The following is a 19,011-nucleotide window of genomic DNA, read 5'->3' on the forward strand; positions in this document are numbered from 1 at the left end:
CTATTGTACACCAGAGTAGTACCTTTGCACAAAAAAATGAGAGTCTACAGGCACAATGCCCGCAGACTCTCTTCTTTTTTTAAGTAATCGATGTATGTCCGCCTACCTGGTGTATAAGATGAATGGCTCGCTCAGCTACTTCTTCATCAACTGTCGCGGTCAACATACCACTCTCAGATAGACCATTCACATCAAAAGCTCTCAGCGCCTGTAATTTATGGAGTGCTTCTTGAGCAGCGCTCTCATCGCTAAATGTTGCTTGAATTTCGATAGGGCTCAAAGCAGGTCCTCCTAATAAGTTCAGAAATCCCAAACTACAAATAAGCCAGAATTACTTTTATTGCTGCTTCGCTCTAGCATCCGCAGCAGCAGCACGATCTGCCGCTTCGCGGTCAGCTTCATCAGCAAACTCTTCTGCAAATTCAACATCTTCATTTTCAACTATAGGTAAATTCGCGAAATTTACTTTCTCCATGCTGTTGTTGGCATTGTTAGTATTGTTTTCGTTATTGTAAGTCATTTTTTATTGCCTCCTATATGGTAGCTGAATGTTTTTCTACCTGCATAGGATACCATTGCAATGCAAAAACTATACAAGTTGCGAAAAAAAAGACGTACCGGGTTATTCACCGCGGAACGCCTTTTTCATTTTATCAAAAATAGATTCATGATGCTCTTGATCGTTATTCGAATCTTTGCTGAGTCCACCGAATTGCTTCAGAAGATCTTTCTGTTCATCCGACAAGCTTGTAGGCGTAACAATCGTCACTTTTACATGCTGATCGCCTTGACCATAACCGCGCAGCTTAGGAACACCTTTACCTTTAAGACGGAAATAGGTTCCTGTTTGTGTTCCAGCTGGAATCTTAAGCTTCACTTTTTCGGTTAACGTTGGAATTTCAACTTCATCTCCAAGCGCCGCTTGTACGAACGTAAGTGGAACCTCACAATAAATGTCGTCATTTTCCCGTTCAAAAAACTCATGCGGCTTCACGCGAATGACAATGTATAGGTCACCTGCAGGACCACCACGCAGCCCGCCTTCACCTTCACCAGTCATACGGATTTGAGCGCCATCATCTACACCGGCTGGGATTTTAATATTAATTTTGCGTTGACGCTTCACTTTACCCGCGCYGTGACAAGTTCCGCATTTTTCTTTTATGACACGTCCAGTACCGCTGCAGTTTGTACATGCACGACGGTTGACCATACGACCAAACGGCGTGTTCTGTACAACCTCTTGCTGTCCGCTGCCTTTACATGTCGAACAAGCTTCAGGCTTCGTTCCTGGCTTAGCACCGTTGCCATGACAAGTATCACAGGATTCCGTACGCGGAATCGTGATTTCGGTTTCTTTGCCGAATACCGCTTCCTTGAACTCGACAGTCATCGTATATTGTAAGTCATTACCGCGCTGTGGAGCATTCGGATCACGTCGTCCGCCTCCGCCTCCGCCAAAAAACATATCAAAAATATCACCGAAGCCGCCGCCAAAGTCTTGACCGCCTCCACCGCCCATGCCTTGATTCGGATCTACATGTCCGAAACGGTCATAGGTTGAGCGTTTACCGTCATCACTTAAAACGTCATAAGCTTCCTTGACTTCCTTGAACTTCGTCTCTGCATCAGCCGCTTTATTAACGTCTGGATGATACTGTCGAGCTAGCTGACGATATGACTTTTTAATTTCATCTGCTGATGCTTCTTTGCCAATACCTAGCACTTCATAATAATCGCGTTTATTTGCCACCTGTTCTCACCTCCGCTGTTATTCTAAATTATAAGAATTAATTAGTTTCACACTTATAATATGCTTATAATTCACCGCGAAACTTTGCTTATGTCGCCAAGGACGGAGACAGCCGTTTATGCTTGTGATTTTATATGCATTTACGCGCAAAAGAGAGGTCAAAACCCAGGCAGCGCCTGTATTTGACCTCTCCCCTCTACTACTTATTTATTGTCGTCAACCACTTCATATTCAGCATCAACAACATTGTCTTTGCCTTTAGCTGAAGCTGCATCCGGACCTGCGCCCTCTGCACCTTGCTCTGCTTGAGCAGCTTGCTCGTAAAGCTTAACAGATAGCTGTTGTACGATTTCAGTAAGCTCTGCAGTTGCTGCATTAATTTGCTCAAGATCATCAGTTGCAAGTGCTGCAACTACTTTCTCTTTCGCTGCATTTGCTTTCTCAACTTCAGAAGGATCTACTTTATCGCCAAGATCTTTGATTGTTTTATCAGCAGAATAAACCAGTTGGTCAGCGTTGTTTTTCGCTTCTACAAGATCACGACGCTTGCGATCTTCTTCTGCGTTTAGTTCCGCGTCCTTCATCATTTGTTCAATTTCTTCAGGGCTTAGGCCGCTTGATGACGTAATCGTGATCTTTTGGCTTTTGCCTGTACCTTTATCCAAAGCCGATACGTTAACGATTCCGTTAGCATCGATATCGAAAGTAACTTCGATTTGCGGAACACCGCGCGGCGCTAGAGGAATATCATTCAAAGTGAAACGGCCAAGAGTTTTGTTGCCTGCTGCCATTGAACGCTCACCTTGCAAAACGTGAATTTCAACGCCTGGCTGGTTATCAGCGTAAGTGGAATACACTTGTGATTTGCTCGTTGGAATAGTTGTGTTGCGTTCGATCATTTTCGTGAACACACCGCCAGCAGTTTCGATACCAAGAGACAATGGAGTAACGTCAAGCAATACAACGTCTTTCACTTCGCCAGTCAATACGCCTGCTTGAACAGCTGCGCCCAGAGCAACAACCTCATCTGGGTTAACGCCTTTATGAGGGTCTTTACCGATCAATTTTTTCACAGCATCTTGTACAGCTGGAATACGAGTAGATCCGCCAACTAGTACAACTTTGTCAATATCGTTGGAAGTCATGCCTGCATCGCTAAGCGCTTGACGAGTAGGTCCAAGCGTACGCTCTACAAGTGCAGCTGAAAGCTCTTCGAATTTAGCGCGAGTTAGACTAAGCTCCAAATGCTGAGGAACGCCGTCAACCATCGTAATAAATGGAAGGGAAATAGCTGATGTTAATGTGCCGGAAAGTTCTTTTTTCGCTTTTTCAGCCGCGTCTTTTAGACGTTGTACAGCAGCTTTATCTTTCGAGAGGTCAGTACCTTGGTCTTTTTTAAATTCAGCAACAAGGTGATCGATAATGACTTGGTCAAAATCGTCGCCGCCCAGCTTGTTATCTCCGCTAGTTGCTTTAACTTCAAAGAAACCATCGCCAAGCTCAAGGATCGATACGTCGAAAGTACCGCCGCCAAGATCATAAACGAGGATTGTTTGATCTTCGGTTTTCTCAAGGCCGTATGCAAGCGCTGCTGCAGTTGGCTCATTGACGATACGAAGAACTTCAAGACCTGCAATTTTACCAGCATCTTTAGTAGCTTGGCGCTGGCTGTCATTAAAGTAAGCTGGAACCGTAATAACCGCTTGTGTTACTGTTTGTCCCAAGTACGCTTCAGCATCAGCTTTCAGCTTTTGCAGGATAATTGCGGAAATTTCTTGTGCTGTATAATCTTTGCCATCAATTGTTTCTTTGTGGTTAGTACCAATATGACGTTTGATCGAGCTGATCGTACGATCAGGGTTAGTAATAGCTTGGCGTCTTGCCGTTTCACCGATAACACGCTCGCCATCTTTCTTAAAGCCGACAACTGAAGGCGTTGTGCGGTTGCCTTCTGGATTTGGTATAACGACGGCTTCGCCGCCTTCCATTACTGCAACGCAAGAGTTCGTTGTACCAAGGTCAATACCGATTACTTTACTCATCGTTTAAGTTCCTCCTATATCTTTCTTATCATTTTATACAAGCGTAAAACGGCTGTCGCCTTCATCTTCGGCAAAAGCATTCGTTTCGCGGAGATATATAAGCACTTTTATAAGTGAAAACTTATAAATCCTTATATATTGAAAAAAAAGTTGTAACTAGCCGCTTACTTTAACCATTGCAGGACGCAGAACTTTCTCTTTCAAAATATAGCCCTTCTGCACTTCTTCCACTACCATGCCTTCCTCATACTCATCGGACTCGACTTGCATGATCGCTTGATGGTATTCAGGGTTAAAAGGCTCGCCGACAACATTCATCGCTTTAAGGCCTTCTTGCTCCAATGTTTGCATCATTTGACGGAAAATCATATCAACACCCTTGGCAAGTGATTCAAAGTCACCATTAACGGATGCTGCAGCTACTGCACGATCGAAATTATCAACAACCGGCAGCAGTTGATCAATTAGCTTCATAGAAGCATATTGGCCAAGCTCTTCCTTTTCCTTGATCGTACGACGACGGAAATTATCAAAATCCGCTTGCGCGCGTAGGTAACGCTGCTGGCTTTCATCCGCTTGCTTCACAAGTTCCACATAGCGTTGATCTTCGCCTGCTTCTTCTAATACAGCTTCTTCAGTGGATTGTTCCATTTGCTCAGCCGCCACTACTTCTTCTACTTCAGCTGCTTCATTATGCTGTTCTTTTGTACTCATGAATTCACCTCCTTAAAAGTTTGCGAATGCAAACTTGGCATCGTAAGCGTTACTTAAAGTTTGCGAATGCAAACTTATCATCGTAAGCATCAACTTAAAGTTTGCGGATGCAAACTTGGCATAATATTAATTTATTTGTACCAGCGGCCCAAAAGGCTCGCCATATCCTTGGATATGAGGTCAAGGAGACTAATTACTTTACCGTATTCCATTCGTGTTGGTCCCAATATACCGATCGTTCCTAGCGAATGACCGTCAATCGCATAAGTTGCTGTAATTAAACTGCAGTCGCTAATTGCCTTATGGTCATTTTCTGTTCCAATGCGTACTTGTATACCCGAAGGAAGACCGGAAAACATTTTCATAATTGTCGGTGTCTCATCAAGCAGATCCAAAATCGTTTTTACTTTGTCAACATCCTTGAATTCGGGCTGTGTCAGCATGTTAGTCGTACCGCCAAGAAAGATGCGATGTTCATCCTCACTCTGAAGAGCGTGATCAAGCACCTGCAATAGCTGTTCGTAATGCTCTACATGCCTTTCAAGCTCTTGCCCGATTTCGGAGTAAAGCTTCGCCCTCAAACGAATTAATGGAACACCTGCCAGCTTAGCATTCAAAATGTTAACGACTTTTTCCATGTCGTCCATCTTAAGTCCCGCTGGAATAGAAATAGTTCTGTTTTCCACATGTCCGGTGTTGGTCACAATAATGGCAACAGCCGATGTTTGATCAAGCGGAACAATCCCGAAATGCTTCAGTGAAGTACTAAACATTTCTGGTCCTAGTAAAATGGATGTGTAATTCGTCAAATTGGACAATATCATAGCTGTTTGCTGTATGACCTGCTCCATTTGATTCATTTTATCGGTTACGAACGAGCGAACCTTACCCAGATCGTTCTCATCCACTTTGCTAAGCTTCACTAAATGGTCAACATAGTAACGATAGCCTTTCGTTGAAGGAATACGTCCTGCCGACGTATGCGGCTGCTCCAAAAAACCTAGTTCTTCAAGATCCGCCATTTCATTGCGAATTGTAGCCGGGCTGAAGCCAACATCACCGCGCTTCGAAATACTTCTTGAACCGACCGGTTCAGCCGAGCGAATATAATCATCCACTATCGCGTTCAAAATCATCCGTTGTCGTTCTGTCAGCATTCGAATTCCTCCTCAAAAATGGTGTACACCGCTATTTCGGTTTCCCATCGTTAGCACTCAATCGAATCGAGTGCTAATCATTAATACAAAAATACCAAACCAGCTTAACGATTGTCAAGTCAGTTAGGCATTTTTAATGCGAATATAAAAAAATCACTCTCCCATTAGTCATGTTCATGCACTACTTGGGACAATGATTTACATTTTATTAAAATCATACAGCTGCCGTTAACTCAACATTCTTAGAACAGCAATTTCATCACATGCATGCTGTTTCGGACAATTCACGCAATCTTTCCACACTTTTTCAGGAAAAATTTCCTTTTCKACAACGGTGAAGCCGTTTTTTTCGAAGAAGGCTACTTCGTATGTTAGTGCCATTACTTTAGGAATTTGCTGTTCTCTTGCTTGGTCAATCAATGCATCGACAATCTTGCTTCCGATACCAAGTCCTTTAAAGCCCTCCGACATCCCAAGTGAGCGAATTTCAACTAATTCCGTACCTAATCTTGTAAGAGCACCGCAGCCAACAACCTCGTCTCCTACCTCAGCGACGATGAAGGAATCGATCATATAATCGAGTGCTTCCCGGGTGCGAGGCAGCATGATACCCTTCTCAGCATAACCCTTAATCAATAGAAATAAAGTTTCAACATCTGCAGATGTTGCTTTTCTGCATACAACCTGTACGGTCTGCATGATCGCCTTCGCCTCCACCCGGTGCAAGTAAAAAAATCCATAAAATAAATATATGAATAAATATACAACATGACGAATTAATTCTCAATAGTTTTTTATACAGTAAAGCCTATAAAAGCTCCGAATACTTCATTACCGAGAAGAACGCCCTTATCAGTTAGACGATAGATCGTATCATCTTCCGTCTGAATTCGTTCAAGCAGCCCATCCTTGAGCAATTTATCAATAATCGTTCCAAATTTGCTTTCAAGTGTCTGACCACCGAATTGAGCCTTAAAGCGCGATGCAGGCACACCCTCAAGCAGCCTTAGTCCAACCATCATGAAATCTTCCATCGCCTCATTCTCAGCCACTTCAAACGTTTCAAGGCGCGGCAATCTGCCAGCAGCAGCATCTATATAAGGTGTAATACCTTTTAGATTCACATGGCGTGTACGATTGGCATATCCATGCGCTCCCGCTCCTAGACCATAATACGCTTCATTGCGCCAATACGTGGAGTTATGACGGCTCTCAAATCCCGGCTTAGCAAAGTTGCTTATTTCATAATGAGAATAGCCATTTTGCTTAAGCATGTCCAAAAGCAATATGAACATATTGAACTCTTCATCCTCAGTAGGCAGTGGCAGCTCATTTTTCTCGTATAATTTATGGAACAATGTATTTTCTTCAACCTTCAAACTGTATATGGAATAGTGCTTGAGTCCGAGCTCCAAAGCACGATCAACGCTATCAGTAAGATGCTTTAAGGTTTGACCAGGCAGCCCAAACATTAAATCAATCGACATATTCGTAAAGCCAACAGCTCGTGCATTTTCTAGGCTGCGATAAACATCATCTACGCTATGAATTCGTCCGATACGCTCTAATAATTCATTATCAAATGACTGGACGCCAAAGCTGATTCGATTCACGCCGCCCTCAAACATGGCTGTAAGCTTATCGATGTCTGTTGTTCCAGGATTCGCTTCCATTGTGAACTCTACATCAGCCGCAAGTGGAAAATAGGTACGGACCGACTTCAGAAACCGTTCCATTTGAACAGGTGTCAGCACTGTCGGCGTACCGCCTCCCACAAACACGGTATCGATCTCTACTGGAGGCAGTTCACTAACCGTTCTTTGCATCTCCATCTCAAGAGCATCCAAATACTGATCAACTGGCTGCCCCTTGAGCACGTATGATGTAAAGTCACAATAGTGACATTTGTTTGTACAAAATGGGATGTGTATATATAAAGCGCGTGGTGATTGCTGTACGATCATCAATGATACCTCCTTTTATTACCATTTAAATCTTATAAATCTTTAAATAGGAAAGAGGGAGAGCAGCGCCCTCCCTCATCCTCGTACGTTTTAATCCTCGTCGATTTTGAGCACCGCCATGAACGCTTCCTGCGGCACCTCTACGTTACCAACTTGCTTCATACGCTTCTTGCCTTCTTTCTGCTTCTCAAGCAGCTTCCGCTTACGGCTAATGTCACCGCCGTAGCATTTGGCAAGTACGTTTTTACGCATAGCTTTTACAGTCTCACGCGCAATGATTTTATTACCGATTGATGCTTGGATCGGCACCTCGAACATTTGACGAGGTATAAGCTCTTTCAGCTTCTCACAAATAATTTTCCCGCGATGATACGCACGATCGCGGTGGACAATAATGGAGAGAGCATCTACTTGCTCGTTGTTAAGCATAATATCCATTTTGACTAGACTAGATTTCCGATAGCCAGAAATTTCGTAATCAAACGAAGCATAACCCTTCGTGCTCGATTTCAGTTGGTCAAAGAAATCATAAACGATTTCAGACAGCGGTACTTGATAAGTAAGAGTTACGCGATTCGTATCCAAATATTCCATGTTAACGAATTCGCCGCGTTTGTTCTGACAAAGTTCCATTATTGTACCAACGTATTGATTAGGTACAATGACGCCTGCTTTCACATAAGGCTCTTCCACATAATCAAGCTTGCCTGCCTCTGGATAGTTCGAAGGATTATCGATTTCCATTGTTTCGCCATTCGTTAGTGTTACTTTATAAATAACGCTCGGCGCTGTAGTAATAAGCGGTATATTAAACTCACGTTCAATCCGTTCCTGAATGATCTCCATATGCAGCAAGCCAAGGAATCCGCAACGGAAACCGAATCCAAGCGCTGTAGATGACTCAGGCTCATATCGAAGCGATGCATCGTTCAACTCAAGTTTACCTAGCGCTTCGCGAAGATCGTTATAATCCTGTGTTTCGATCGGGTACAATCCGCAGTAAACCATCGGATTAATTCGGCGATAACCTGGTAATGGTTCTGCAGCAGGCTTCTTCGCGTCAGTAATCGTATCCCCTACGCGCGTGTCCTTCACATTCTTAATCCCGGCTACAACAAACCCTACATCACCAATAGCAAGTTCGTCTACGATCGTCATGCTTGGTCTAAACACACCAACCTCAATAACCTCGAATTCAGCTTCTGTTGCCATGAAGCGAATTTTTTTGCCGGCTCGAATGCTTCCGTCCATAACTCGCACATAAACGATTACACCCTTGTACGGATCATAATGCGAGTCAAAAATAAGTGCTTGAAGCGGCAAATCTGGATCACCAGTAGGTGCAGGCACTTTCGCAACCACCTGCTCCAATATTTCCTTAATCCCGATACCCGCTTTAGCAGATGCCAGCACCGCATCACTGGAATCAATTCCGATTACATCCTCAATTTCCTGCTTCACCCGTTCGGGCTCCGCACTCGGCAAATCGATTTTGTTAATAACAGGTATGATTTCAAGATTGTTATCTAGCGCTAAATAGACATTAGCAAGCGTTTGTGCTTCAATCCCTTGCGCAGCATCTACTACGAGCAAAGCTCCCTCACAAGCTGCTAAGCTCCGTGAAACCTCGTATGTAAAATCGACATGCCCCGGAGTATCAATCAAATTAAGGAGATATTCAATACCATCATCTGCAACATAGGAAAGTCTAACCGCTTGCAGTTTTATCGTAATGCCGCGCTCGCGCTCTAGATCCATTTTGTCTAGAACCTGTTCTTGCATCTCACGAGATGACAAAGCGCCTGTAAATTCTAATATCCGATCAGCTAAAGTCGATTTTCCATGATCGATATGCGCGATAATGGAAAAATTTCTAATTCTTTTTTGTCGGTCACGTACGTCAGCCATGCCTAACCCCCACAAGTCCAATAATGCTATTCATTCCTAGTATTATACCAGCTAAGGGGTCACCCAGCAATGTGCATTCTTATTTCGTTAATCCATCAAACAGAGATACGACAAAACGAATCCCTTCACTTGAGACGTTTTGCAGCATTCCAGACGTTGAATCCGCAATTTTATTGACGGCAGGCTGCTCTCCTTCAAACGGAATTCCAAGCAAACGGTCGTCCTGCTTTTCAGCTAATAGAGCCAATCGTTTTACTTCTTCTAATTGCTTTTCTAATTCTGCAATCTTTGCTTGCTGCTTAAGAGCAACAAGTCTTGTCGAAGGATCCTTCGTCTGTATTGGAGACTCCATTTCCACATAGGCTTCTCCTCCCTCAATTGGTCCATATATACGCTCAATCCCCGTAGAGGACATCTCAATACCATACAAAATAATAAAGACTATTGCCCCGCCCAGCGCCGTAAATTTTAGTGCATTCCGTTTCATTGCAGCAATCCCCCTCTTATTATTTATTATTCACCCCTATCCTCGACGCCTACGCCTTCTCATCCGCCCAATAAATTTCCGCAATGATTTTAGCAAGAGCGTCAGCCGTACGGTAAGATTCCACTAATGTATTATCTACCCCGCCAATTTCAACCAGCACACTATCCTCAGCAAGCGATTGGTTATATTCTCCATTGCCGGTCGCAGCCGTTTTCCCCCAAATCCCTCTTGAAATCCCGGGGTATTCTTTTTCTAACGCCTGATGGATTTTAGTAGCAAACGCTTCGTTCTGCTCCCAATTCGGGTTTTTATGACCGATAATAAAATAAACCTGCGCATAGCTTTTACCGTCAATATCGATGGTCGTATATTTTCGTTTCTGAGAATCGCGATGAATATCAAAAAAGAATTTCAAATCCTTGCTGCTCGCGATTGCTTCCTTCACCGTCTTCATCGAATATTTATAAGACAGCTCCCATCTATATTTCTCCATGGTTGTCGGGTAGTCGGTGTTGGAGTGAATAGCGCCAACCCCTCGCTCCTCTAGCTTGGTTGCGAGCCGCTTGCCTACTAACGTAATATTTTTGGTGGTGGAGTTAGGATCCTTAGACTTTTCCTTTAGTTCTGGATACCAGGATTCTCGATTGTGAGAATGATAAATGAATGCTACTTTCGCTTTCGTGCTTGTTGGCTTTTTGGTGGCCTCTGGCTTGACTGTCTCTTCTCCTTCGTCTTCAGGTAAAGTTACCTCGCCAGGTGGCGGCTTTACCGTGCCACTATTGCCTGGGTCATTATTCACTGCTTCGCCCCCATTGCTTGAACCATCGCTAGAGTCGTGCGGGATGGGCGCATTGTCCTCAGGTCCTACAGCTGTATCTGTACCAATTCCTTTTCGAATAAGAAAAGCATCATTCACACTTAGTCCAGGCAATTCACCTGCCAGCAAACTTTTCGGATCGCTCGGATTTATTTCGGTTAGCGCCCTCATAAGAAAAGCGCTCATCTGTTTTGTATTAAATGAGTCAGACTGTATACTGCTCTGGAAGGCTGGCATCTCTATCTCTAGCATATCCCCAAAAAACCCGCTCGATACAGCAGCCGCAAAACCTTTCATCGAATTAACGGGTACGATCGTCGATTGCTGATGAACCATACCTGCAAGCCCCATTACAACAAAAAACAACATGGAACTAAAAGAAAGCAGCGCAAATGTCCGCCCGGTAGCTAGCAACTGTCTCATTCTTTTACTTTCTCTCCCGAAATCCAGCAGCATAATGTTACGTTTCATTGATTCATTACCTCCCGATTCTCTATTCCTTCGGCTAAGTTACTATTAATTTATGAGAGTAATAGAGTTCATAGAACCTGCTGGAAGTGAAAGTTTCGAATTTACTAGAGTTCAACATGAGAGTGGAAAATAAAAATAATAAATAAATGTACATGCAAAAGAAGCCGCCTCTTCATATAGAGACGACTTTTTGGATAGACATGTCTAAAATTCTAATGTGTATAAGCTGCTACATTATCGGTATCGACAGCCTCATGGAGCGAAGCATTTAGCCCACTGGCGATAATATTAGCAATATCCTCGATAAACTCATCAATTTCCTTAGGTGTTACAAGTAAATCATGACCAAGCGGACTGAGCACCTCCTTGACCAGTTGAAGTCGTTCATTCTCCGCCATTTGATTCATTAAGCCAAAAATCTGATCATTGTTACCTTTTTGCGTTTCCATATGTGTACGCATCATATCAATCGCATTATTTACAATCGTTGAAGCGTACACTACCGTTGGTACTCCGATTGCTATAACAGGTACGCCTAGTATTTCTTTCGTCAGACCCTTCCGCTTGTTCCCGATACCCGAACCTGGGTGAATGCCTGTATCGGCTATCTGTATCGTTGTATTCACTCGCTCAAGCGCTTTCGAGGCGAGCGCATCTATCGCAATAACAACCTCAGGTTTTGTGCGTTCTACGATCCCTTGTACAATTTCACTTGATTCAATACCCGTAATCCCAAGTACGCCTGGCGCAACCGCGCTGACCGGTCGATAACCAGGCGCCACTTGATCTGGCATCAGCTCAAAGAAATGTCTGGTCACCATGACGTTCTCTACTACAATTGGACCTAGCGCATCCGGCGTTACATTCCAGTTACCTAATCCTACGATCAGCACGCGCGCCGTTTTGCTTATGGATAGATCCTCTAGAAAGCTTTCAAAATGCTTAGCAAACAGGGTGGCAACACGATCCTGCAATACGGTATCCTGATTGCGCAGAGCCGGCACCTCGATTGTCACATAACGTCCCTGCATTTTACCGATCGCTTGAGCGCCTTGTTCATTTTGCACATGCAGCTGCGTTATTGTAATACCATCTTCCTCTGTTGTTTCGGATTGAATCCCCGGTATATTTCCACCAAGCGGCTGTTCTGCTATCTCCTTCGCTTCAAGCGCTAGATCGGTTCTTACGTTATATAACTGCAAGTCAAGCTCGTTCACTTTTGTTCAATCTCCCTTCATGCAAATGTACTTTCGTTATTGTTTGCAAGAGCGCCCATTTCATACCTAATATGATATGATGAATTCCAATGGACACTGGAGGTAGTACTATTGCTTTTTGGGCAGGGGCATGATAATATATTTTAAGTTGTGTTATCTAGCTTTTAACAGAATGTGTACCGCTTTAACCAGTTTAGGAGGTGAATTCTATGCCAAACATTAAATCCGCGATTAAACGCGTTAAGACAAACGAAAAGCGTCGTGCTTTAAATGCTTCCCAAAAATCCGCACTTCGTTCGGCCATCAAGATTGCAGACCAAGCTATCGCTGGCACTGATATTGATGCTGCTAAAGCATCTCTAATCGCTGCAACGAAAAAATTGGACAAAGCAGTAACTAAGGGCCTGATTCATAAAAATGCGGCTTCCCGCAAAAAATCTCGTCTTGCTAAAAGAGTGAACGCAATTTCCGCTCAAGCTTAATAAGATGGATGCAAAAAAGGCTTCACTGCTCTAATAGAGCATGTGAAGCCTTTTTTTGTTAGTTAGAGAAACGCTAAGTACGTTTCTCTACCCCAAGAGACAATAAATACAGCTCTAAGCCGAGCGTTTTATCAATTGCTCCCGTTTTCATCTTATAATCCAGATCAGCTAATGATGCAAGCAGCTGGCCTAGCCTAGGTACAGTGAACTTGCGGCTCTTCTCCGCAGAAAGCTTGACCGCATAAGGATGCAAACCCAGTTGACCTGCCATTTGCTGTGGGGAGTAATGCTGCTGCTCCAGTTCTTTAATTTGCAGCATGATACGCAGCTGCCTGGCGATCAGCGCCGCTATCTTAATAGGCTCCTCTTTGCGTACGAGCAGCTCCCTATACAAACGCAGCGCACGGTCAATTCGCAGCTCTGCAATCGAATCGACTAAAGCAAACACATCCTCCTCGACTGTTGCTGCTGTGAGTAAGGAAGCTTGCTCCAAATCAATCATACCGCCTACGCCAGCATGAAGACATAGCTTATCCACTTCTTGAGCAAGCTGCTGCATATTCGTCCCCGCTCGAACGAGTAACAAATCAGCTGCTTCAGCACTCATCGTGCGCTTTTGCTCTGCCGCCCGTTTAATCATCCACTGCTTAAGCTGGGCAGCATCCAGCTCCGGAAAGGCCACAAGAGCATTACGCTCCTTCAGCAACTTAACCAGCTTCCGTCTTTCATCCAGCTTCTCAGCAAATACAGCAAACACGATTACTGACGTTTCTGCAGGATATTCCATATATTGAATAAGTTTCTCGGGTTGATGCTGAATCTTCGTGTTTTCCTTGACGCTAGCGGCAAGTACAGCAGCATCCCGAATGAGTACGAGCTTACGCGGAACGAAAAATGGCAGCGTCTCTGCTTCCAATACCGCTTCTTCAATGGCTGATTCAGCCGTATCAAACTTCACAATGCCTAGCTCTTTTTCCTCTGCTGTAAACATAGCGTCTGTTAAGCTATCAATAAAATGCTGCAAGCGATAACGATCCTTGCCGTATAATACGTAGATCGGGCGAAAACTCCCGCCTTTTATTTCCTTCAATGCTTCCTTTGCATCCATTTTATCACCTCATTAATGACTATGTACGAATAAACGGCAATAAAGGGATGAGCCATTTGAAGGCATCATCCCTTTGTTCAAAGATCAGCTCGCACATGCATGGCATGATGCGTTTCTTATCTTCCTTCGCGAAGCAAAGCCGCCCAACGCATTTGGGCGACTTGCTCGTTCCCACTTGCCGAGCATCTATATAAACATCAATGGCAGGTCCATGGTACCTTCCAATTGATGGTCATACGACGTCAAGGCCTCGTCGCAGACATTCTCACTGCTTATACAATATGCAAAGCCTGAGAAATGTGTGCGAACACCTTATTATTAATGTGCAGCCTTCTCGTCTTTCCCACTTGCAAGATCAAGAACATACTTCTCAATTGCGGCCTGCTCCAAGTGAACCTCATAAGTCAACTGCTTACTATCCTCTGACCAGACCAGATTTTCCAGTGTTCCGTTCCTCGGAGAAGATTCACCTACAGGGGCTTGATCGCCTGCTGTAAATAGGATGACCTTATTGCCTGATACTTGTGCTATATATTTCCCGTCTGGGGAGGAGACTTGAGGCAGACTTAGATTTAATTCATATCCGGTCAATGGTGTTTCTTCCTGACCACTGCCCGTTACTAAACCTTGAAATCCCGGGGCCGGTGGAACATCAGCCTCGCCCGAATTGTTACCGAAGTCTGAAATTGCATCTGGTGCTACAGCACCCGACTTGGCGGCAATTTTAGTTTTATCATCAGAAACATTTCCATTTTCACTTGAAGCCATTTCAGGCTCTTCTGCGCTTTTACGACTTTCCATGCCACCCGCTTGATTTTCTGCTGATAAAGTATTGACGTCCGATGACTCAGAAGTCTCACTCATGAGCGATTGTGGAGAAGAAGCCGTATCCGCATTGCTTTTCGCACCATCTGCACTGAACAAGCCCATTCTTGCAAAGTCTGGCCCATTGCCCGAACCATAGGTTACTAGGAAAAGGCCTGCAACAATGCTAGCTGCTATCACACCGCTCATCACTTTCATAGAAGGCCAACGGCGATTCTGTATCTTACGACGAGATAAAACCTCTGCCGGTTTAATGTCCGATTCCGTGAAATTTGTTCCAGTTTGCTGCTGACTAAACAGTTCCATCCGCTCTAGCTGCGGCATAATAGCATCAACTAAGCTATAGCTGGGAATAACCTTTGGTAAACTAGTCAATTCCGCGGAGAGAAGCTGAAGCCGCTCAAACATGGCTGCACAGTCCGGACAATGTCTAGTATGATTTATCAAGACTTCGTTCTCGTGTTCATCGAGATCGTCGTCAAGCTGTCTTTGCATATATTCCATCACCTCTTGACAATTCATCCCCGGACACCACCTTTCTGATAATCATGAAGTAAAGTATGCAGCTGCTGCCTAGCTCTGAATAAATAAGATTTCACCGTATTGAGTGGCAAATCCAGTGAATCAGCAATTTCATTGTATGAAAAATCTTGTAAATACCTAAGTACGACTACCGCACGATGATGCTCAGGCAGCTTATCAATCGCTGTACGAATATCTTGTACGGCATAGGCGGTCATCACCTCGTCTTCCACGTTCTGCTTCTCATGGAAAACCATGTCATGCTCATCTATGGATACTGTCGGTTTATTTCTCCGAAATTTATCAATACAAATATTCGTTACAATACGTTGAATCCATGTTTTGAATTGTGCTTTCTCTTCGTACGAGCCTATTTTAGTATAAATACGGATTAATGCTTCCTGAGCTGCATCAAGTGCATCCTGCTCGTTATTTAATATATAGTAGGCTGTCCGATAAACATGCGTTTCAATCTCTCGCAATAGAGTAATTAATGCGTCGCGATCTCCCGACTGAGCGGCTCGTATAATGCCCGGCTCCACCACGAAGGATCCCCCTCTCTTGCAACCATTCTGACGAACTGGTTACTTTAAATGTTGCAGATAAAAGATAATTTAACTTAATTTTTTTTAGTGGAAATAGTTTCTTGCCATTACTTGCTTCAAGTTCTGTGCTTGCGTTTCTATTAAAACGAATTAGCTGTGTGAAATAGTGGGTATTCCACTAAAGTTTTCGTATTTGCTAGTAAACGAACTCCACATTAAAGAATACCAAATTAATGGTATTCCGTATATAGAAATCGTTCTATTCAATTAAGTATAATCCTTTATTGGTCACTGCGAAGCGTACTTCTCCATCCTTGTCTGTTCGCCAATTCTGAGTGCCAGCTTCCTTTATTCGCGTTAATACATCTGGGTGTGGATGACCGTAGCTATTCTTCGCACTTACAGATGTCACCGCACCAAACGGCCTCCAATATGCCAGCCATTCACTGCTTGTCGAAAAACGGCTGCCATGATGCGCTACCTTCATAATGGAAATGGTTGGACGTGCTTGGTTTTGGTCTTTATCCTGCAGCTTCCTAACAATGGTCCGTTCCGTTTCATTCCCTATATCACCTGAAAATAAAAACGACTTACCATATATATCAACGTTTAAGACAACGCTGCTTTCATTCTGATCTTCTGCAATTGCGATATCATCATTCCGAGGTGCTTCAGGCCATAATACCCTCAACTGTAAATCTGTATCTAGCTTATAATCCAAGCCCTCGTAAGCCGCATATAAAGGAATACCTAAATCAATTGCTTGCTGAAGCAGCTCTTTCGCGTCTCCCGCATCCTTTACTGTACCGTTCCACCATATACGGCGAACTGGAATGGTATCTAACACCGCTTTCAACCCTATTATATGGTCACTATCTAAATGAGAAACTACGAGCAGATCTATTTGCTGAACCCCTCTTTTCATCAGCAGAGGTACGATAACCTTGCGACCCACTTCGAAAGGATCACTTCGCTCCTTCCATTCCTCGCCATGCTTACGAAAGGAGACCGCTCCTCCTCCATCAATCAATAGATGTTTGCCGCTTGGGGTCCGAATATGGATTGCATCACCTTGACCAACGTCCAGAATACTGACGGTTGCCGTCCTGTTCCATAGTTGAGGCTGATAAGCGTAGAATAGCAATCCAAATGCGCTTATAGCTAGCATTGAAAAACCCAATCGGAATCTCTTTTTGCTTTGGATCACATCTGGATCAGAGACTGCCAGTCCCAACGATGCCTTTGGAACAGCTTCAACTGTCCTTATCTCTATCGGCAAAGTCTCGTCCATTATTAAGGAGTGATCTGAAATTACAGCATTGGAGTGTTCTGACCCTATTTTAAGTGTATAAAAAACAGCACCAAGCAGTACGAACCATAAAGCCATCCACCATAAAGGGGGAGAGGGCCATATAGAACGCAGCGAATCGACCTGCGAGAGCTTATCGACTAATAAAAACGTCCAGTCATTTGCATAATGCGACGCATAAGCAAGCAGCTTGCCCCCTGGCTCCCATGGGATCGCAATAATTAACGATACCGCGCCAAGCGGCATAACTACAAAACTAATAAACGGCACTAACAAAAAATTCGCGAGTATAGATAAAGCATGAAATTGATTAAAATAATAGATCGACACCGGAAAAGAAACAAGCTGTGCGACGATTGTAACAGCTGCCAAATCAAACCATGCCTTTCCCTTTTTTGATTGCGGCATCACCTTCCTAACTGGCGGAACACCTATAATTAAGCCAATCGTAACGATATAAGATAACTGAAAACTAACATTTTCGATAAAGAAAGGGTCTACCACCAGCATAAGTAAAGCAGCTGCAGCAAGCAGATGCAAGCCATCCTTCAGCTTTCCGAACCGAGCAGCAAACAAGCCGAGAACAGCCATTACACCAGCGCGTACGACGGAGGGGGAGCCGCCAGAGAGCAATACATAAAGAGGAACAGCAAATATGAGGAGAAGCAGTATTCTTTCGCGAGTCATATGCATCATTCGAAGAAGACCGCTGAATACGTAGATAAACACGGCAACATGCAAGCCTGAGATAGCCAATATATGCGTGAGGCCAAGCCGCGAAAACTGCTGGAACTGCTCGGGGTCGAGGTCCTCGCGAATTCCGAGGACGAGACCTTTCATGTATCCGGACTGATCGGACGGATACAGTCTGTCGAAGCGCGCTCCCAGCGCAGCGCGCGCCTCGTCTACGCGGCCGAGCAGCGCGGCCGCGGTGAGCTTGGGGCCCGGCGCCGACTTTACGGCGGCGGTGCCCTTAGCTTTGAGCAGCCAATGTATGCGCTGGCTGCTGAGGTAGCGGCGGTAGTCGAAGCCGCCGCTATTGGATGCGCCAGCCGGCCGCGTCAGCTCGCCGGCAATGCGAACTAGATCGCCGCGCTGCCACTTCGCGGCGACAGCCTGCTCCGGCTGCTCCGCAAGCCGGACATGCACGATCAAGCGCTCGCGAAGCTCTCGCGGCGCAGCTTCACCCTTGACGCGGACGCTATTCGCCGCTACGCGAAACATAACGCGGTCGCCGTCGACCTCCACCGCGGACACAATAGTGCCCACCGCTTCCGCTGCATACGCAGCTTGCTGACCATCCGCCTCAGCGGCGGCAAGCAGGGCCGGCAGCGCGGTCACATTGCGGGCATCCGCCCACATTCTCTCCCCTGCGGCAAGCCCTGCCGCAACCACGCAGGCAGCAGCCAGCGGCCATGATGCCTGCCTGCTCAGTGCAGCGGCCAGCGCTAGCAAAGCCAGCGCACCCGTCATAAGCACAGCGCCGCGACTGCTCAGACCCGCAGCCGCGGCGCTGCCGCAAACCCAACTCAATACAAACCAGATCAAAGGCCGCCGGTTCATCCTTAACATATATTGTCCCTCCCTTCTCCCAAACAAGCGTAAACGGCTGTCGCCTTCCTCTTCGGCAAAAGCATTCGTTTCGCGGAGTTATATAAGCACATTTATAAGTGAATGCTTATAAATTCTT

Annotated in this window: 17 protein-coding genes; 1 reads left to right on the forward strand and 16 read right to left on the reverse strand. The window is 44.8% G+C overall.

Annotated features, from left to right (window positions below):
* Positions 1-79: 79 nt before the first annotated feature.
* The 12 genes from AC1DWN_RS00675 to gpr all read right to left on the reverse strand — a co-directional run bounded on the left by AC1DWN_RS00675 (position 80) and on the right by gpr (position 12,530).
* Positions 80-280: a hypothetical protein gene (locus AC1DWN_RS00675; protein ID WP_477557024.1), complete on the reverse strand. Its 201-nt coding sequence runs from the start codon at positions 278-280 to the stop codon at positions 80-82.
* Between the two features lie 57 nt (positions 281-337).
* Positions 338-520 (reverse strand): YfhD family protein, encoded by a 183-nt coding sequence (locus AC1DWN_RS00680; protein ID WP_477557025.1) that lies wholly within the window; start codon positions 518-520, stop codon positions 338-340.
* A gap of 102 nt (positions 521-622) precedes the next feature.
* Entirely contained in the window at positions 623-1,753 is a 1,131-nt protein-coding gene (gene dnaJ, locus AC1DWN_RS00685) for a molecular chaperone DnaJ (RefSeq protein WP_477557026.1), read from the reverse strand.
* 203 nt (positions 1,754-1,956) lie between these two features.
* Positions 1,957-3,795, reverse strand: coding sequence for a molecular chaperone DnaK (dnaK, locus tag AC1DWN_RS00690; protein ID WP_477557027.1), 1,839 nt, complete (start codon positions 3,793-3,795; stop codon positions 1,957-1,959).
* Between the two features lie 156 nt (positions 3,796-3,951).
* Positions 3,952-4,509: a nucleotide exchange factor GrpE gene (gene grpE, locus AC1DWN_RS00695; protein ID WP_477557028.1), complete on the reverse strand. Its 558-nt coding sequence runs from the start codon at positions 4,507-4,509 to the stop codon at positions 3,952-3,954.
* Between the two features lie 131 nt (positions 4,510-4,640).
* Complete coding sequence (gene hrcA, locus AC1DWN_RS00700) at positions 4,641-5,666, reverse strand: heat-inducible transcriptional repressor HrcA (RefSeq protein ID WP_477557029.1); 1,026 nt, start codon at positions 5,664-5,666, stop codon at positions 4,641-4,643.
* 228 nt (positions 5,667-5,894) lie between these two features.
* The gene (locus AC1DWN_RS00705; protein WP_477557030.1) at positions 5,895-6,365 is read right to left on the reverse strand and encodes an N-acetyltransferase; all 471 of its coding nucleotides are present in this window, start codon (positions 6,363-6,365) and stop codon (positions 5,895-5,897) included.
* A 95-nt stretch (positions 6,366-6,460) separates the two neighbouring features.
* A complete protein-coding gene (gene hemW, locus AC1DWN_RS00710; protein WP_477557031.1) occupies positions 6,461-7,630 on the reverse strand; it encodes a radical SAM family heme chaperone HemW in 1,170 nt (389 codons plus the stop codon).
* Between the two features lie 90 nt (positions 7,631-7,720).
* Positions 7,721-9,538, reverse strand: coding sequence for a translation elongation factor 4 (lepA, locus tag AC1DWN_RS00715; protein WP_477557032.1), 1,818 nt, complete (start codon positions 9,536-9,538; stop codon positions 7,721-7,723).
* Between the two features lie 79 nt (positions 9,539-9,617).
* Complete coding sequence (locus tag AC1DWN_RS00720) at positions 9,618-10,025, reverse strand: DUF3679 domain-containing protein (protein WP_477557033.1); 408 nt, start codon at positions 10,023-10,025, stop codon at positions 9,618-9,620.
* Between the two features lie 49 nt (positions 10,026-10,074).
* Positions 10,075-11,313, reverse strand: coding sequence for a stage II sporulation protein P (spoIIP, locus tag AC1DWN_RS00725; RefSeq protein WP_477557034.1), 1,239 nt, complete (start codon positions 11,311-11,313; stop codon positions 10,075-10,077).
* A 212-nt stretch (positions 11,314-11,525) separates the two neighbouring features.
* The gene (gpr, locus tag AC1DWN_RS00730; RefSeq protein WP_477557035.1) at positions 11,526-12,530 is read right to left on the reverse strand and encodes a GPR endopeptidase; all 1,005 of its coding nucleotides are present in this window, start codon (positions 12,528-12,530) and stop codon (positions 11,526-11,528) included.
* A 209-nt stretch (positions 12,531-12,739) separates the two neighbouring features.
* Between gpr and rpsT the strand changes: the two genes are divergently transcribed.
* A complete protein-coding gene (gene rpsT, locus AC1DWN_RS00735; RefSeq protein WP_477557036.1) occupies positions 12,740-13,012 on the forward strand; it encodes a 30S ribosomal protein S20 in 273 nt (90 codons plus the stop codon).
* Between the two features lie 73 nt (positions 13,013-13,085).
* On the opposite strand, the gene holA is transcribed toward rpsT, so the two are convergent.
* The 4 genes from holA to AC1DWN_RS00755 form a co-directional block, all read right to left on the reverse strand.
* Entirely contained in the window at positions 13,086-14,120 is a 1,035-nt protein-coding gene (gene holA, locus AC1DWN_RS00740) for a DNA polymerase III subunit delta (protein ID WP_477557037.1), read from the reverse strand.
* A gap of 318 nt (positions 14,121-14,438) precedes the next feature.
* Positions 14,439-15,467, reverse strand: coding sequence for an anti-sigma factor family protein (locus AC1DWN_RS00745; RefSeq protein ID WP_477557038.1), 1,029 nt, complete (start codon positions 15,465-15,467; stop codon positions 14,439-14,441).
* Positions 15,464-16,012: a sigma-70 family RNA polymerase sigma factor gene (locus AC1DWN_RS00750; protein ID WP_475810400.1), complete on the reverse strand. Its 549-nt coding sequence runs from the start codon at positions 16,010-16,012 to the stop codon at positions 15,464-15,466. Before AC1DWN_RS00750 ends, AC1DWN_RS00745 begins: the two co-directional genes overlap by 4 nt.
* A 259-nt stretch (positions 16,013-16,271) precedes the next feature.
* A complete protein-coding gene (locus AC1DWN_RS00755; protein ID WP_477557039.1) occupies positions 16,272-18,893 on the reverse strand; it encodes a ComEC/Rec2 family competence protein in 2,622 nt (873 codons plus the stop codon).
* Between the last annotated feature and the right edge of the window lie 118 nt (positions 18,894-19,011).

The sequence above is a fragment of the Paenibacillus sp. P4_A7 genome, from assembly GCF_056402455.1.

What these genes read in the sequence shown, in the direction of transcription:
- AC1DWN_RS00680 (WP_477557025.1), bottom strand. Translation starts at nt 520, where the DNA reads ATGACTTACAATAACGAAAACAATACTAACAATGCCAACAACAGCATG.
- dnaK (WP_477557027.1), bottom strand. Translation starts at nt 3,795, where the DNA reads ATGAGTAAAGTAATCGGTATTGACCTTGGTACAACGAACTCTTGCGTT.
- grpE (WP_477557028.1), bottom strand. Translation starts at nt 4,509, where the DNA reads ATGAGTACAAAAGAACAGCATAATGAAGCAGCTGAAGTAGAAGAAGTA.
- hrcA (WP_477557029.1), bottom strand. Translation starts at nt 5,666, where the DNA reads ATGCTGACAGAACGACAACGGATGATTTTGAACGCGATAGTGGATGAT.
- hemW (WP_477557031.1), bottom strand. Translation starts at nt 7,630, where the DNA reads ATGATCGTACAGCAATCACCACGCGCTTTATATATACACATCCCATTT.
- lepA (WP_477557032.1), bottom strand. Translation starts at nt 9,538, where the DNA reads ATGGCTGACGTACGTGACCGACAAAAAAGAATTAGAAATTTTTCCATT.
- AC1DWN_RS00720 (WP_477557033.1), bottom strand. Translation starts at nt 10,025, where the DNA reads ATGAAACGGAATGCACTAAAATTTACGGCGCTGGGCGGGGCAATAGTC.
- spoIIP (WP_477557034.1), bottom strand. Translation starts at nt 11,313, where the DNA reads ATGAAACGTAACATTATGCTGCTGGATTTCGGGAGAGAAAGTAAAAGA.
- rpsT (WP_477557036.1), top strand. Translation starts at nt 12,740, where the DNA reads ATGCCAAACATTAAATCCGCGATTAAACGCGTTAAGACAAACGAAAAG.
- holA (WP_477557037.1), bottom strand. Translation starts at nt 14,120, where the DNA reads ATGGATGCAAAGGAAGCATTGAAGGAAATAAAAGGCGGGAGTTTTCGC.
- AC1DWN_RS00745 (WP_477557038.1), bottom strand. Translation starts at nt 15,467, where the DNA reads ATGAATTGTCAAGAGGTGATGGAATATATGCAAAGACAGCTTGACGAC.
- AC1DWN_RS00755 (WP_477557039.1), bottom strand. Translation starts at nt 18,893, where the DNA reads ATGTTAAGGATGAACCGGCGGCCTTTGATCTGGTTTGTATTGAGTTGG.